The following is a 14,098-nucleotide window of genomic DNA, read 5'->3' on the forward strand; positions in this document are numbered from 1 at the left end:
GCCGTTACCTCACCAACTAGCTAATGCGCCGCGGGCCCATCTGTAAGTGTCAGCCGAAACCGACTTTCAACCTTCCCTCATGCAAGGGAAGAGATTATCCGGTATTAGCTCCGGTTTCCCGAAGTTATCCCAGTCTTACAGGCAGGTTGCCCACGTGTTACTCACCCGTCCGCCGCTAACCACCGGGAGCAAGCTCCCAGTGATTCGCTCGACTTGCATGTATTAGGCACGCCGCCAGCGTTCGTCCTGAGCCAGGATNACTAATCTATCGATTAGCGACATTTGTTATATTAACATAATGCCCTTCTCTTTGTCAACCTTCATCAAGATAATTGATGAAACAGAACTTTTCTTCCAACTATCTCGCATCAGCGACAATGATTATATTACTACTCAAATGAATGTTCGTCAACTGCTATTTTTAACTATGATAAAAGTTCATTTCAAATAGTATTTTTTATTTTTTAAAAACGTTTAGTTTTCTTCTGCTTAGGAAAAAATACTTAAGTAATTTTTCTCTAGGAAGGGGCTGTTAATATGAATTTCAATCCAATGAAAAAAGATAATGATACAGATTTCGTCGACTCAAGCGCTCAAGAACAACTAGGCAATTCAACCGATTCAGATAAGAATCCTGAATTTGACGAACTTGGAACACCTCTTAATGAAATTTAAGGTTAAAAAAACCCTTTGCCAAAGCTTTCCCTGGCAAAGGGTTTTTTTAACCTTAATCCTTAATGTATTTCCAGCACTACTGGACAATGATCACTACCCATAACATGAGCGTGAATATCGGCATTTTTTAAACGCTCACTTAAAGTTTGCGAGACGATGAAGTAGTCAATCCGCCATCCGATATTTCTTTCCCTAACTTTATTCATATATGACCACCACGTATAAGCTCCCTCTTTATCCGGATAGAAATGGCGGAAGCTGTCGACAAATCCTGCCTTCAGAAGGGTTGACATTTTAGCACGTTCTTCGTCTGTAAAGCCTGAATTCCCTACATTTGATTTCGGATTCCTTAAATCAATTTCCATGTGGGCAACATTTAAATCGCCGCAAAAGACAACAGGCTTTATCTTATCCAGCTCTTGCAGATGCTGAAGAATCCGCACCTCCCATTCCAAACGGTACCCTAGCCTTGCTAAGTCTCTCTGGGAGTTTGGTGTATATACATTGACCAAGAAAAAATCAGGGAATTCTAAGGTGAGAATTCGGCCTTCATTTTCATCATCTTCCTGTCCCACTCCATATTTAACTGATAACGGTTCAGCTTTTGTAAAAACAGCCGTACCTGAATAACCTTTCTTAACGGCATAGTTCCAGTATTGATGATAGCCTTCTAAATCCAGACTAATTTGCCCTTCTTGCAATTTCGTTTCCTGAATACAAAAGATATCCGCATCCACTTCATGAAAATATTCCAAAAAGCCTTTTTTCACACAAGCTCTAAGACCGTTTACATTCCAAGAAACTAGTTTCATTTATTGATCCTACTCCCTTATGACTCTTATTCTATTTAATAAAGGTCATTGTATCAGCTTTAGGAGCCACACGGAAAGGATTTTGTTCAGAAAATAAATGGAAAAAGGCAACGAATCGCTGCCTTTATTAGGGGATAAATTTCTTTTCAATTAATTGATTGTCAAGAAGCTGTGATACAGGAACAATTTTGATATTCTTCTTTTTAAACTCGTCCATCGACTGCAAAATTCCATTCGAGCAGACTTTCCCAGTCACTCCAACATGGCCGATCGCAATAGCCTTTCTTTAGGTCAGCGGTAATGGGTTTTTCCCCTTGTTACACGTTATTAGTCCTAATGAAAAAGAGAGCTAAAATTCAGCTCTCCCGTTAAAATTATTCTTCATCAAAAACGCGTACTTCTTTCATGGTGTCACCGTTTCTCATTGATCTTACAGCCTCAAGATCAGAAGTTACTTGCCCAAAAACAGTATGAACGCCATTTAGGTGCGGCTGTGATTCATGAACGATAAAGAATTGGCTGCCGCCAGTGTCTCTTCCCGCATGAGCCATGGAAAGTGAACCAGGTACATGCTTATGTGGATTGCCTTCCGTTTCACACTTGATAGTGTAGCCGGGACCACCCATTCCTGTTCCTGTAGGGTCACCCCCCTGAGATACGAAGCCCGGAATTACTCGGTGAAAAATAACTCCATTGTAAAAACCTGAGTTCGCCAGTTTCTCAAAGTTTTCAACTGTCCCCGACGCTTCGTTTTGAAATAAATCAAACTCGATTTTCGCGCCATTTTCCATCAATATGTATCCTTTTTTAGCCATATATAACACTCCTTATGTAAAAAATCATCTTAATCATACACTTTTCATCAAAGAAAAGAAAGTATTGGCACATTTGCCCATTTATATTTCTTACAGGAGTGTGTTAAAATAATCTCACCCCTTCCGAACATTCGCTTGTTGCGGGACACTTAACCACTGTACGGACGGAAGGGGCAGCCGAGACTTTGTCTCGGCTTTTTTATTTTTCTTCTTTTTCCAGCCATTGAAAAAACGTCGTTACCGCTGATAAAAATAAAAGATACCAAAAAAAAGTGTAAATATGCTTCCACTCCACCGCATGCTTAAACAAGCCAAGAACCTCAGCTAATTTTTCTAGAATGGGCATTAATAAGCTGGCAAACAGGATTACACCCATCCTCCCCCATTTATTCAGACCAGCAATCACATATAAAAAAACGGCCATAAATATCGGAAGCACCACCAGCGTAAACCCGATATTTATGGAAAAAACGTCCGCTAGCGGGCGAAACGTAAACTCATACATTCCCTTCCCTACAAAATAAAGATCCAAATAAGTCCCTATTAATGAGCCGAGCACACCGCCAGCCAACACATGCTTAAAAGTTAATCGTCTTTTTGGCAAGAGCTGCGATTTCAAGTCGTTCAAGTGTTTTACAGAGTTCATCCCTTATCTCCCCGTCCATCATTTCCATATCGTCCACTAAATAATCCGCAACACGCCAGTCTTCAAACCAATCCCCAGGCTCCGCTTCCGTCTGGGTGACATTTTTCCAGGCATTTTCAAGATTCGGGCTGTAAAATTTTCTCGCTCCCTTCCTAAGTCTGCAGGATTTCAGACGCAGCGGATAAGTTATACCGGGTGTCCCCTCATTCACATTATTAAATAGATGCGGCCAATAATCCTTTCGCGATCCAGTATGCGGATGCAATTTTGCCCATTCCAAAGCTTGTATATGAAAATCTTTATTTTTAAAAAGAACGGAATATAACCTTTTCCCAAGTAAAATCCGTTCATGCAGGGATTCAAATTGATGAAGCGTCTGCCCCTTCAGCCCGCCATCCCCATAAGGAAATAGAATATGGTTGAAGGAAAGCACGTCCTGTAGAAAAAATTCAAACTTATTTAATACTTCTTTCTGGTAAAACTGATTTTGAACCACCCTTTTTTCCAAGTAACTCTGTTCGTTAATGACCATTGCAATACAATGAATATAGCGGTCATGATTTTCCCAAAAATGATTCCAAATCGTTTCCATAAAGGTCGAAACATTTAAATGCGAAAGCATATAAAACATTGGTTTACCCCTGCGCAGACTTTCCTCATAAAGCAGAAATTGCGGATAAACATCCTGGAAAATCAGCCAATTACCTCTCTCCAAAAAAGAAAAAAACGAATCTCTTTCTTTTTTTGATAGCAGTTTCGTTAAAAATTCCCCTTTTAAATCGGTCATGTTGTACCCGCCGTTTCGTGAAACCATATGACCCAAAAACGCCCATTGGATATCTGGGTACTGGAGATAGAAATCAAGGTAGGCTTTTGTCCTTGTGACATTATTAAGGTTATGTTTTGCTGTTACCTTTTTTATATTTTCTAAAAGAACTTGATCTCTCCCTGTTAACGGGATCTGGACCACAGCTGCCCCTTTATTTTTTTTTCTTAATTCTGCCCGGATGATTTCTAGCGGCGGTTTGTCACGATTCCTCCAAAAAAACAAGGCAAATACCCCCAATACGAATGGTCCTTGCACAATAGGAATATGTATAGCCTAAGGAGTTTTGCCTAAGAAAGGAGTGACCTGCAGGTGGATATACAAATGGGTATCGATTGGATTATTGACAGGCTTAGAAAAGACCAATCTCCCGACGGCTCCTGGGATTATCCTTTTGATACAGGAATTTCAACAGATGCTTATACCATCATTTTATTACGCACATTGGAGATACATGATGAAGAATTAATCGAAGGTCTTTGCAGGCGTATTTTAAGTAAGCAGGAAAAAAACGGGGCTTGGAAGCTTTTTTATGATGAGGGAAATGGAAATGCATCATCTACACTGGAGGCGTACTATGCCCTCCTTTTCTCCGGATATTACTCACAAGAAGACAAGAATTTACAGGAGGCAAAGAAATTTATTTTAGCCCATGGAGGTCTAAAAGAGGTTAGTACGTATACGAAAATCATGCTAGCCCTAACTGGCCAATACAGGTGGCCTTCGTTTTCACCACTGCCGATTGAAGTTATTCTTTTGCCGACTAACTTCCCGATCAATTTCTATTCCTTTTCTGTGTTTGGGCGGGCTAATTTGACACCAATAATGATTCTTGCCTCCAAGAAGTTATCGATAAAAGCTAAAAATGCTCCCGACTTAACCGACCTGCACATCCACCGGGAGGCAGACGAACAATGGATTCGTTCGGATGAATGGCGCTCGTTGTTATCCTTGATTGAAAATGGAGTGGAGAATTTAATTGGCATCCCGGAAGAGCTCAGAAACTTAGCACTTGAACGAGCAAAAAAATACATGCTGGACAGAATTGAACCGGACGGAACATTTTTAAGTTACTACAGCAGTACCTTCTTAATGATTTTTGCCCTGCTCTCACTTGGCTATAAAAAAACGGACCCGGTTATTACCAAAGCGATTGAGGGACTAAAGTCCATGAAATGTGAAATAAACGGTTTTCCCCATATGCAATACACAACAGCAACTGTTTGGAATACATCCTTAATAAGTTTTGCCTTGCAATCAGCTGGATTATCTCCGGAAGACACCATGGTTGCAGAAGCAAATCGTTACCTTTTAACTCGCCAGCAGCATAAATTTGGCGATTGGGTGATTCATAATCCCAACAGCTTGCCTGGAGGCTGGGGCTTTTCGAATATAAATACAATCCTGCCGGATGTGGATGACACGACCGCCTCCCTTAGATCACTTTCAAGAATTGCCTCCTCTGAAAAAGCGGCTTGGGAGAGAGGAATCAGTTGGACCTTGTCGATGCAAAATGACGACGGCGGCTGGCCAGCCTTTGAGAGAAAAGCCGATTCAAATTTGTTGAAATTATTGCCGTTAGAAAAAGGCGAGTTTTTACTAAAGGACCCGACATGTGCCGATCTCACTGGAAGAACATTAGAGTTCTTTGGTAATTATACAAATCTGCCCAAAAACCATACTGTCATAAAAAATGGCATCAACTGGCTTTGGAAAGACCAAAGGCGCGACGGCTCCTGGTATGGCCGCTGGGGAATTTGCTATACGTACGGAACCTGGGCAGCTATCACCGGATTACTGGCAGTAGACATACCAGAAAGGGACCAACGTATACAAAAAGCAGCGGACTGGTTAAAAAACATTCAAAATCCGGATGGCGGCTGGGGAGAGTCCTGTCACAGCGATTACCAAAAGACCTACGTTCCGCTCCGGTTCAGTACTCTTACCCATACCGCATGGGCACTTGATGCCTTGATTACACTTGCCGATAAACCGATTCCCGTGATTCAAAAAGGGATTGAATATCTATTAGAATCGTTAGATAAAGACGACTGGACAACAGAATATCCAAAAGGACAGGGAATGGGCGGAGCCTTCTATATCCATTACCACAGCTACCGGTACATCTTCCCGCTTATCGCCTTAACGCACTATCAAAAGAAATACCAATGATAAGAATCGACGGACTCCTTGAGCCGTCGTTTTATTTTGCGACTAACCTGGCAAGCTCCCGATAAATCTCCGCCATCTCATCGAACTTCATTCTGACCAATCCGCTTGTGTTCGGGGCAACAAAGTCTACCGTCCCCGGCACAATTGCCTCCTCCTGTATCCCCCATGGCGCTGTTTTACGACCGCAGTATTCCAGATATACGCCTTTTCCAACATAACAAACAATTTGAGGCTTCAGTTTTTCAATCTTTTGTTTTAAAATTTCCCTTCCTTCTTTGAATTCTTCCTTCGTGATTTCAGCAGCCGCTTTTGTCGGCCTTTCCACTATATTTGTAATCCCCATTCCTAATTCCAGCAATAAATCACCTTCCGATGGGTCCAATTTTCTTGGTGTCAAGCCTGCTTCATGAAGGATCTTCCAAAAACGGTTGCTTGGCCCTGCAAAATGATGGCCTGTTTCACTTGAGCGGACCCCGGGATTAAAGCCGACGAATAAAACAGCTAAATTCTCCTTTATTCGATCTCTAACTGGTTTCATGATCATATCCCTTTCATATAAACTGAACTTTTTTAATTTTAGCATAGTCTTTTCAGTTTCCTTTCAGACAAGGGGGCTAAACTTCAGTTAATAAGATAAATGGAGGTGTCCGATGGATGATGAAACAGAAAAAATTATTTACCATACTTGCCAGCTTATTTGTGATTTTCTCAATTGGAACAACTGCTGTTATAGCGGATGATGACGATCACGAGAAGCGTGAGTATTTTCAGTCTTACGATGAAGATGATGATGAGGACTATGAAATGGAAGATCATGATGACGACTTCGAGGGGTGGGAAAATCAAGTCCAAAGTCCCATCCCGCAAGCCCAATCACAAGAATTTTGGAATATTTGGACACGGGAACCGCGAACTAATGCCAATAACGATTTACCAGTAGATACTCCGTCCGAAATGGCAGTCAACAATGGTAACCAAGAATCTCGCCTTTATGTCATTCCGCAGAATGGGCAGCTGCTTATTTCAGCAAAGGCATTTGCTGATGCTGTGGGAGCAGAAGCAGTTTTTTACCCTAAGAGTAGAATTTGTATCCTCACAAAGGGTAATAAGGAATTAATTGTTCGAGCAGGCTCGAATGCAATCTATGAAAATCAACTGAAAACTCCGATGCCGACAAAAGCTGTCTACATGGAAAATTCCGTGTTCCTACCAATCTCAGTAGCAGCAAACGGGCTGGGCTTTCGCGTCTCGTGGGATGAAACAAATTCAGCATTCACTTTAAAACCACTATAAAGGAAAGGTGAGGAAAATGGCAAAATCAACGAAATCAAAATGGCTGCTAGGCGTAACTGGAACCGCTCTTACAGCTTTTGTCATCACACAAATTGGGACAAATCCGGGAAATAAGGGGTCTATTGTGAATGACCTTTCTGTAACAAAATCAATGAGCAAGGAAGAAAGGGAATATGCCAAACTTGATTGGTCTAACTTTGTCATAAACGGAGAATCTGTCTCGGGAGGTGTAAGACAAAGTGACCGCCAAACCCGAAGATCATGATGATTTTGATTTTTTGGTCCTAGAGGCAATGAACACGTCATTTTATATTGCCGTCTCCAATACTCACATTTCAAATTGGAAGGAGATTATGACCGGATGGATTCGGTATGTTGAAAAGGAATGGTCTCGTTTTAATCCCAACAATGAACTTGGATTATTGAATAGGTTGGCGCCGGGAGAAACCGCTAAGGTCTCCCCTCCGCTCTTTGACGTACTCTATCAGGCAGAACAATATCGCGAGAAGACGAAAGGATACTTCTCACCCTATTTACTTGCCCAGATGCAATACCACGGCTATACAAACTCCTTTCCATTCCAGTCTAGTTTGAAAGTTGGGAACGAAGTGCCAGTCATTTGTACTGATGAACACACGCCATATGATTTCAACTTTGAGACCTTTACGATAAAAAAACGCAGTGAAAATCAAATAGATTTAGGCGGTATAGGTAAAGGCTATGCCGTTGAAGCTGCAGCACGATGGCTAAAAAATATCGGTGGGGCCAAGTCAGGGATTGTTGACGGCGGCGGCGATATTACATGCTGGTCCGATGGAAAGAAGGAATGGAAAATCGGTGTAGCCCACCCTTTTGAAGAAAAGCAAGAAATGGCTAACATTTCATTAAAAAACGGAAGCATTGCTACCTCTAATATCGTCTATCGCAGTTGGGTACAGGAGAAGGGGATAAAACACCACCTATTAAACGGGAAAACAGGTCTGCCAGTTGAATCAGAAATCCTTCAAGCAACTGTCATTACAGAAAACTGCCAGGATGCAGAGGTAATGGCTAAGCTTTGCTTTATGGAAAAAGATAGCACATTAATGGAGGCATTAGCGGGCATTAACCCCCACTATTCAGTGCTTCTCGTTCATGAAGATGAAACAATTACTACCTTTAAAGGAAGGTGATAACTTGATAAACCACTATATTTCGATTTGGACATTGATTCGCAGCTCTGGTTTTTTGGCCTATTTTTTCATGACCATTTCCCTTGCAATCGGGTTGGTCAGTTCCTTTACGGTGATGAAGAAAAAGAAAGCCTATCTTCTTTCCCTGCATCAAATCAGCGGCTGGTATGGTTTGTTGACGATTATTTTTCATCTCATGTTAATTTGGCGCGATCAATATGTTCCGTATTCCATTCCAGAACTTTTTGTCCCTTTACTTGCAAACAATCAACCTATATATTCTGCTCTTGGCACATTATCATTTTATCTATTTTTCATTGTGATGATTTCTTCAGATTTTTTCATAAAAAAATTAGGGATAAAAAATTGAAAAAAACTCCATCTTGCAGTTTTTCCGGCATGGGTGCTAATGGTTCTGCACGGGCTATTGATTGGAACAGATTCAACAGAGCGGTGGGCATTGGTTTTATACGCCGGCAGTATTTCCCTCATTTTTGTTCTATCAATTCTAAAATATATCGAAACCATCATGCATGGGTCTGAGGCTAAGCAAGGCAAACTGAAAAATTAAAACGGCAGCCAATCCTGCCGTTTTAATTTTTGTCTTTTATTGTGACCGTAAAAACACTGCCTTTACCCAGCATGCTTTGCACGGATATTTTTCCACCGTGGGCCTCCACAATCGACTTGGCAATTGATAGACCTAAACCGGAGCCTCCTTTTGCTCTTGAGGCATCTGTCCGGTAAAAACGGTCAAATATAAAAGGAAGATTTTCTTGCGCAATGCCGCACCCTGAATCTTCAACAGTAATAATTTTTTCAGAAGAGTTTAATCTTAATGTAAGCTTAACTTCTCCTTCATTTGTATACTTGAATGCATTATCTAACAATATATAAACCAATTCCTGTATCCTTGTTTCATCGCAAACCAAAAAAATCTCAGGCTCAATTTTTTGTGCAAATATGATAGTGGCTGGTTTCTTCCGTAAGAACCGCTTGTATATGGATGTTAACAATTCAGATAAATTAACCTCTTTCATCTCCATAGTTAATTGTTTCTTATCACTTCTGGCCAATTGGAGTAAATCATTGACTAGTCTATTCATTAATTGTGCTTCAGTTTGTAAATCCTGAAGGATTTCCTTTCCAAGTGGACTCATATTCTGACTCTCTTCGCGATTTAACAGGTCAATCGAACTGTAAAAAATACTTAATGGTGTCCTAAGTTCATGCGAGGCATCGGAAACAAATTTTTCCTGTTTGTGATAAGCTGTTTTAATAGGCTTCATTGCTTGTCCCGCAAAATAATAACCTAAATAGGCAAAAATCAAACTAAAAAATACCGTTAAAGTTATCAACGTCCAGGTGATTTTTTGAATCAAGTGTTTTTCTGCTGTAATATTCATTCCTAGGACGGCAAAGCCACTAGACTCAAGCGGCAGGATCATCACAAGTAAATGTTTTTCTCCCCACTGTATCCTCTCCGTCTTGGCAGCACTTGTAATCGGTACATTTTCCACCCATCGGTAAAATCCCTGAACGTTTTCCTCACCATACACAAACTCTTTCTGTTGATTAAATATATAATAAAATATCGACTTGTTCGGATCATACTCAATTCCATGGTGTTCCCTCTCATAAAGGTCCTCGAGGAAATCAGACTTTTCTTTAACAAAATACCCGATTAGCTGTTCCTCTTCCTTTGCACTGATTTCATGCGAAATAAGGAAGTACAGGATTCCGATAAACAAAACAAGCAAACTGACCAGCGATAAGGTATAAACAACTGTTAAACGTCTTTTCACTTGATTAAACATTAGAATTTCTCACTTTATAGCCAATTCCACGGACATTTTGAATCAAAGAAGGCTTGTCAGGGACATCAACCTTTTTGCGCACCAATTTCACTAAAGCATCAAGCGCATTATCCGAAACTTCTGAATCATAGCCCCAAAGCTTTTCGAACAGAATTTCTCTTGTCAAAACTTGATTTGCGTTTCGCATTAACAATTCCAATAGTTGATATTCCTTTTTCGTTAAATCGATTATATACCCATTTCTTTTACATTCATGGGTATTCAGATTCAAGGAGAAATCTTTGATCGTGATTAATTCTTCAACAGGTTTCTCCTTCCGGCGGCAAATTGCCCGAATCCGTGCGGAAAGCTCATTAAACTCAAATGGTTTTACAATGTAATCGTCCGCGCCTGAATCTAAACCTGTGATGATGTCTTCATTGGCATCTTTAGCCGTAACAAATAAAATGCCACTTTGGATCTCCTTCTCGCGCAGCCGTTTGCAGACTGAAAGCCCACTTTCCCCGGGCAGCATCCAGTCCAGAATAATAACATCATAGTTATAGATGCGGGCATTGTCATATGCCTCTTTGCCACTGGTCACCCAATCGACAAGATGAAATTCTTTTTTTAACAAGTGTGTCATTATTTTCCCCAGCCGGACATCATCTTCAGCCAGTAAAATATTCACCTTAAACACTCCATTTCAAGAAATTTCCTTTTAGTATTATCATAGCAATCAATTCTGAAAAAGGAGTGAATAAACGGTGAACATGATCTCTTTGCTTATTAATTTTTTGAAATTTCTATCCTGCCAATCGAGGTAATAATGCTGATCAACAATCCGATAATCGTAACTATGACTAATGAATACAAGAATTTTGGATCTTTTAGCAGCAGCAGACCTAAAATTATGATCATTCCATCGATGGTTAAGGCAACCAACCCCACATTCACTTTGGACCATTTGGAAATAATCAGTGCTAGCAAGTCGATTCCGCCGGGACTGATATGATTTCTTAACATCACGCCAACACCGATTCCAATTATAATGGCACCAATTATGATACTGTTTAAGATAGGCATATGAAAAACACCGCCGAGCGGCAGCCAAAATTGAATCATTACCCCTGAAACAATAGCACCTATTAAGCCATCTATAAAAAGGTTTGGTTCATATTTAATCGCAAACAAGTAAACCGGGATATTCAATAGAATAAATATAATTCCCGGGTTTAAGTCCCAAAGATAATTGGCCAACAGACTAATCCCAAAAAATCCGCCATTTATTAGGTGAAAGGGGAGGATAAACCCGTTAATGCCAATTCCAATCATCGACGTTCCAAAGCCAATTATGACCCATTTTTTCAGCATCTCGTCATCCCTTGTCCAAGTTCTTTATTACCACTTATATGTAATAAAAATGGACTTCATTCATAGGGATTCCGTATACAAAAAAACAAGAGCCGCTATTCCTAATGGCTCTTACATTTAAAACGTTGTATATACACTTTCACATTCTTCCGCGGATGGCTGATAAAAACAATGGGCCTTATATCTTGAAACAAACGGCTGATCATACCATGTTGGCGGGCAATTACCTTGCGGCTTGAAATACCAAAGTGAAAATTTTGCCGGCCAAAATCTTTCTCCGTTTACCACCTTTCGGGCAAGTCTTCTTTCAGACTCCCTTGGGGCTTGATAAAAATAGCCATGGGTCGTTGCCTCAAATGCGTGAGGCTGATAAATCATTTGCGGAATAGTTCGAAGCCCCTTAAAATCTGAGCAATTGGCGCGAATCCGGTTTATGCCCACATTTCCAATCAGGAGCATTCCCATCTCCCCTTCTGCTTCGCCTTCTGCTCTTAGTAATCGTGCCAATAAATCGATGTCTGATTTCCTGGCTTTTACAACTGCCATAACACCACCTCCAAAGTTGCTGCCCTATATCATATTCCAAGAGGTATGGGTGTTGACAGCTGCAACAATTGAAAGCTTTTTAATGGAGATACTTTTTACCAGAATTAAATCTTCGCCGATAAACAAACTTCCTTAAATCCCTTTCTTTAAGGTTTCCATCATATATCAAAAACAGCAGTGATTGAAACTCTGGATACCGTTTCATGACAAAAAGAGCGAACTCCTTCCGTTCGCCCTTTAATTTTGCTAAAAACTCTTGGTCCTGTTTAATTTCATTCAGCTGAATTTCAAAATAAGATTTTGTATCCTCCCACTTTTCGATCCTTTTCTCCAAAATGTCACGGGCATATACAGGTAATTTTTCAATCACAAGGTCAATATAGCCTTCAGACCACATTAGCATTTTATCCTTCTCAGGGAGTTCAAAAAGCATAGTCAGCAGCTCAATATCATCCACAAAATCGCTTGTTGCATATTTTCCAATTCGGTTCACCATATCACCTCAAATTTGAAGTTAATGGTTTTATCTTTTCTAAATCTATTCGCTATTATTATTCGTCAACTTGGCAGTTAACGTTTTTTGTTTTCCATCACGATATATTTCAAATTTAATCTCATCGCCAACTTTAACCTTAGAGTATAGATATTTTCTTAAATCCGATGAATTAGCAATTGCTGTTCCGTTCATAGAAACAATCACATCCTTTGGCTCGAAGCCTGCTTTGGCGGCGGCGGAATTCGGGTCAATATTCATGACCAAAACCCCTTTGGTGATATTTTCAGGAAGGCTTTGCCAATACATTTGCGAAACTTGATTTAAGTCTGCCAGTCCAACCCCTAAATAGGGACGCACAATTTTTCCGTTTTGGATTAGTTGATTAACGATTGGAATAACATCATTGCTTGGGATGGCAAATCCCAGACCTTCCACACCATTTTCGGAAATTTTCATGCTATTAATGCCAACGACAAGCCCCTGAGAATTGATTAGCGCTCCTCCGCTGTTTCCTGGATTAATCGCTGCATCTGTCTGGATGACATTGGTTTCCCAGTTCCCTGCTGATGTCGAAACTGGAATGCTTCTATTCGTGGCACTGACAATTCCCTGGGTTACTGTCCTGGAAAGCTCTAGCCCCAATGGATTTCCGATTGCGTAAACCTGATCGCCGGGACGAAGGGTTGATGAATCGCCAAATTGAACTGTTGTCGTAACATTTTTAGCATCAATTTTTAAAACTGCAAGGTCAGTCAAGGCATCTGTGCCGACAACTTCTGCTGTCGTTTTTTCACCATTGTATAAGGAAACCTCCAGCTTCGAAGCACCCTCTACTACATGGTTATTGGTAACGATGTAGGCAAAATCACCCTTTTTTTGAAAAAGAACCCCAGAGCCCGATCCAGATTCTACACTTTGGGATGAATTTGAACTACGGAAAAACGGATCATTTTGCTGCTGGTAATTGACAATACCGACAATCGCCTTTGAAACCTGCTCCACTGTATCAGCAATAGAAGCAGAATCTGAAGTGGACTTTGTTGACACCGGTCTAACCGTTGAAGCCGTACTCTTGGCTGCCTGTGAACTGCTTGTGTCTTGATTTGCCGCTGCAGGATAATAGTTCTGGAAGTAATCAGTATGCGGCAGGACTGCTAATGTCAATGCAGATCCGACCACTCCTGCCGCTACCGTCGAAACAAATCCTTTTACAAACCCTTTTTTGGGTTTACTTTTAACAGGAGGAGCGGTCCTCATCTGCTCTGTTCCGGGCTGGATTCTTGTCACTTCATACGAATCGTTTTGAGTTTGATTGATTTCATTCGGATCTCTGAATTCCATCGTAATCTTCTCCTTTAAGTATGTTAACTTCTTATCTTGTCTTTACTATACCTGACAAATTTTAAGAAATTATTAACAAACTTTAACGGCTTTTAGAAATTATTATGAAAAAAGCCGCGGGAGCAATTTTCCCG

General features: G+C 40.6%; 18 protein-coding genes and 1 rRNA gene. 7 read left to right on the plus strand and 12 right to left on the minus strand.

What is annotated here, in order from left to right:
- A 16S ribosomal RNA gene (locus ACFPA1_RS12690) occupies positions 1 to 274 on the minus strand; the annotation flags it as partial.
- A 263-nt stretch (positions 275 to 537) separates the two neighbouring features.
- Between ACFPA1_RS12690 and ACFPA1_RS12695 the strand changes: the two genes are divergently transcribed.
- Positions 538 to 675 carry a hypothetical protein gene (locus ACFPA1_RS12695; RefSeq protein WP_213145267.1) on the plus strand — a complete coding sequence of 46 codons (138 nt, stop codon included), beginning with the start codon at positions 538 to 540 and terminating at the stop codon, positions 673 to 675.
- A 59-nt stretch (positions 676 to 734) separates the two neighbouring features.
- On the opposite strand, the gene ACFPA1_RS12700 is transcribed toward ACFPA1_RS12695, so the two are convergent.
- The 4 genes from ACFPA1_RS12700 to ACFPA1_RS12715 form a co-directional block, all read right to left on the minus strand.
- Positions 735 to 1,487, minus strand: coding sequence for an exodeoxyribonuclease III (locus ACFPA1_RS12700; RefSeq protein ID WP_213145266.1), 753 nt, complete (start codon positions 1,485 to 1,487; stop codon positions 735 to 737).
- Between the two features lie 374 nt (positions 1,488 to 1,861).
- Positions 1,862 to 2,302: a peptidylprolyl isomerase gene (locus ACFPA1_RS12705; RefSeq protein ID WP_378583465.1), complete on the minus strand. Its 441-nt coding sequence runs from the start codon at positions 2,300 to 2,302 to the stop codon at positions 1,862 to 1,864.
- Between the two features lie 199 nt (positions 2,303 to 2,501).
- Positions 2,502 to 2,948: a CBO0543 family protein gene (locus tag ACFPA1_RS12710; RefSeq protein WP_241114194.1), complete on the minus strand. Its 447-nt coding sequence runs from the start codon at positions 2,946 to 2,948 to the stop codon at positions 2,502 to 2,504.
- Positions 2,881 to 3,999: a DUF2515 family protein gene (locus tag ACFPA1_RS12715; RefSeq protein WP_213145335.1), complete on the minus strand. Its 1,119-nt coding sequence runs from the start codon at positions 3,997 to 3,999 to the stop codon at positions 2,881 to 2,883. Before ACFPA1_RS12715 ends, ACFPA1_RS12710 begins: the two co-directional genes overlap by 68 nt.
- Before the next feature lie 99 nt (positions 4,000 to 4,098).
- Between ACFPA1_RS12715 and shc the strand changes: the two genes are divergently transcribed.
- The gene (gene shc / locus ACFPA1_RS12720) at positions 4,099 to 5,946 is read left to right on the plus strand and encodes a squalene--hopene cyclase (protein WP_378583469.1); all 1,848 of its coding nucleotides are present in this window, start codon (positions 4,099 to 4,101) and stop codon (positions 5,944 to 5,946) included.
- Positions 5,947 to 5,977: 31 nt separating this feature from the next.
- Here shc and mug read toward each other — a convergent pair whose 3' ends face one another.
- Complete coding sequence (mug, locus tag ACFPA1_RS12725) at positions 5,978 to 6,484, minus strand: G/U mismatch-specific DNA glycosylase (protein ID WP_213145264.1); 507 nt, start codon at positions 6,482 to 6,484, stop codon at positions 5,978 to 5,980.
- A gap of 116 nt (positions 6,485 to 6,600) precedes the next feature.
- On the opposite strand from mug, the gene ACFPA1_RS12730 reads away from it, so the two are divergent.
- The 5 genes from ACFPA1_RS12730 to ACFPA1_RS12750 are packed head-to-tail and all read left to right on the plus strand — an operon-like array spanning position 6,601 to position 8,982.
- Positions 6,601 to 7,239 carry a copper amine oxidase N-terminal domain-containing protein gene (locus ACFPA1_RS12730; protein WP_213145263.1) on the plus strand — a complete coding sequence of 213 codons (639 nt, stop codon included), beginning with the start codon at positions 6,601 to 6,603 and terminating at the stop codon, positions 7,237 to 7,239.
- A 16-nt stretch (positions 7,240 to 7,255) separates the two neighbouring features.
- Positions 7,256 to 7,504 (plus strand): hypothetical protein, encoded by a 249-nt coding sequence (locus tag ACFPA1_RS12735; RefSeq protein WP_213145262.1) that lies wholly within the window; start codon positions 7,256 to 7,258, stop codon positions 7,502 to 7,504.
- Positions 7,479 to 8,411: an FAD:protein FMN transferase gene (locus ACFPA1_RS12740; RefSeq protein ID WP_241113992.1), complete on the plus strand. Its 933-nt coding sequence runs from the start codon at positions 7,479 to 7,481 to the stop codon at positions 8,409 to 8,411. Before ACFPA1_RS12735 ends, ACFPA1_RS12740 begins: the two co-directional genes overlap by 26 nt.
- Positions 8,412 to 8,415: 4 nt before the next feature.
- Positions 8,416 to 8,781, plus strand: a complete 366-nt coding sequence (locus ACFPA1_RS12745; RefSeq protein WP_378583473.1) for a hypothetical protein — start codon at positions 8,416 to 8,418, stop codon at positions 8,779 to 8,781.
- A gap of 39 nt (positions 8,782 to 8,820) precedes the next feature.
- Complete coding sequence (locus ACFPA1_RS12750; RefSeq protein ID WP_378583476.1) at positions 8,821 to 8,982, plus strand: hypothetical protein; 162 nt, start codon at positions 8,821 to 8,823, stop codon at positions 8,980 to 8,982.
- Positions 8,983 to 9,004: 22 nt separating this feature from the next.
- Here ACFPA1_RS12750 and ACFPA1_RS12755 read toward each other — a convergent pair whose 3' ends face one another.
- From ACFPA1_RS12755 to ACFPA1_RS12780, 6 genes are all read right to left on the minus strand, one after another.
- Positions 9,005 to 10,228, minus strand: a complete 1,224-nt coding sequence (locus tag ACFPA1_RS12755) for a sensor histidine kinase (RefSeq protein WP_213145261.1) — start codon at positions 10,226 to 10,228, stop codon at positions 9,005 to 9,007.
- On the minus strand, positions 10,221 to 10,898 hold the full coding sequence (locus ACFPA1_RS12760) for a response regulator transcription factor (protein ID WP_213145260.1): 678 nt from the start codon (positions 10,896 to 10,898) through the stop codon (positions 10,221 to 10,223). Before ACFPA1_RS12760 ends, ACFPA1_RS12755 begins: the two co-directional genes overlap by 8 nt.
- 98 nt (positions 10,899 to 10,996) lie before the next feature.
- Complete coding sequence (locus ACFPA1_RS12765; RefSeq protein ID WP_378583479.1) at positions 10,997 to 11,581, minus strand: YitT family protein; 585 nt, start codon at positions 11,579 to 11,581, stop codon at positions 10,997 to 10,999.
- Positions 11,582 to 11,698: 117 nt separating this feature from the next.
- Positions 11,699 to 12,127, minus strand: a complete 429-nt coding sequence (locus ACFPA1_RS12770) for a cell wall hydrolase (RefSeq protein WP_378583482.1) — start codon at positions 12,125 to 12,127, stop codon at positions 11,699 to 11,701.
- A gap of 79 nt (positions 12,128 to 12,206) precedes the next feature.
- Positions 12,207 to 12,623 carry a hypothetical protein gene (locus tag ACFPA1_RS12775; RefSeq protein WP_378583483.1) on the minus strand — a complete coding sequence of 139 codons (417 nt, stop codon included), beginning with the start codon at positions 12,621 to 12,623 and terminating at the stop codon, positions 12,207 to 12,209.
- 42 nt (positions 12,624 to 12,665) lie between these two features.
- Positions 12,666 to 13,880, minus strand: coding sequence for a S1C family serine protease (locus ACFPA1_RS12780; protein ID WP_378583624.1), 1,215 nt, complete (start codon positions 13,878 to 13,880; stop codon positions 12,666 to 12,668).
- Between the last annotated feature and the right edge of the window lie 218 nt (positions 13,881 to 14,098).

Source organism: Neobacillus sp. GCM10023253, assembly GCF_042653105.1.
Classification (GTDB): Bacteria; Bacillota; Bacilli; order Bacillales; family Cytobacillaceae; genus Neobacillus; species Neobacillus citreus.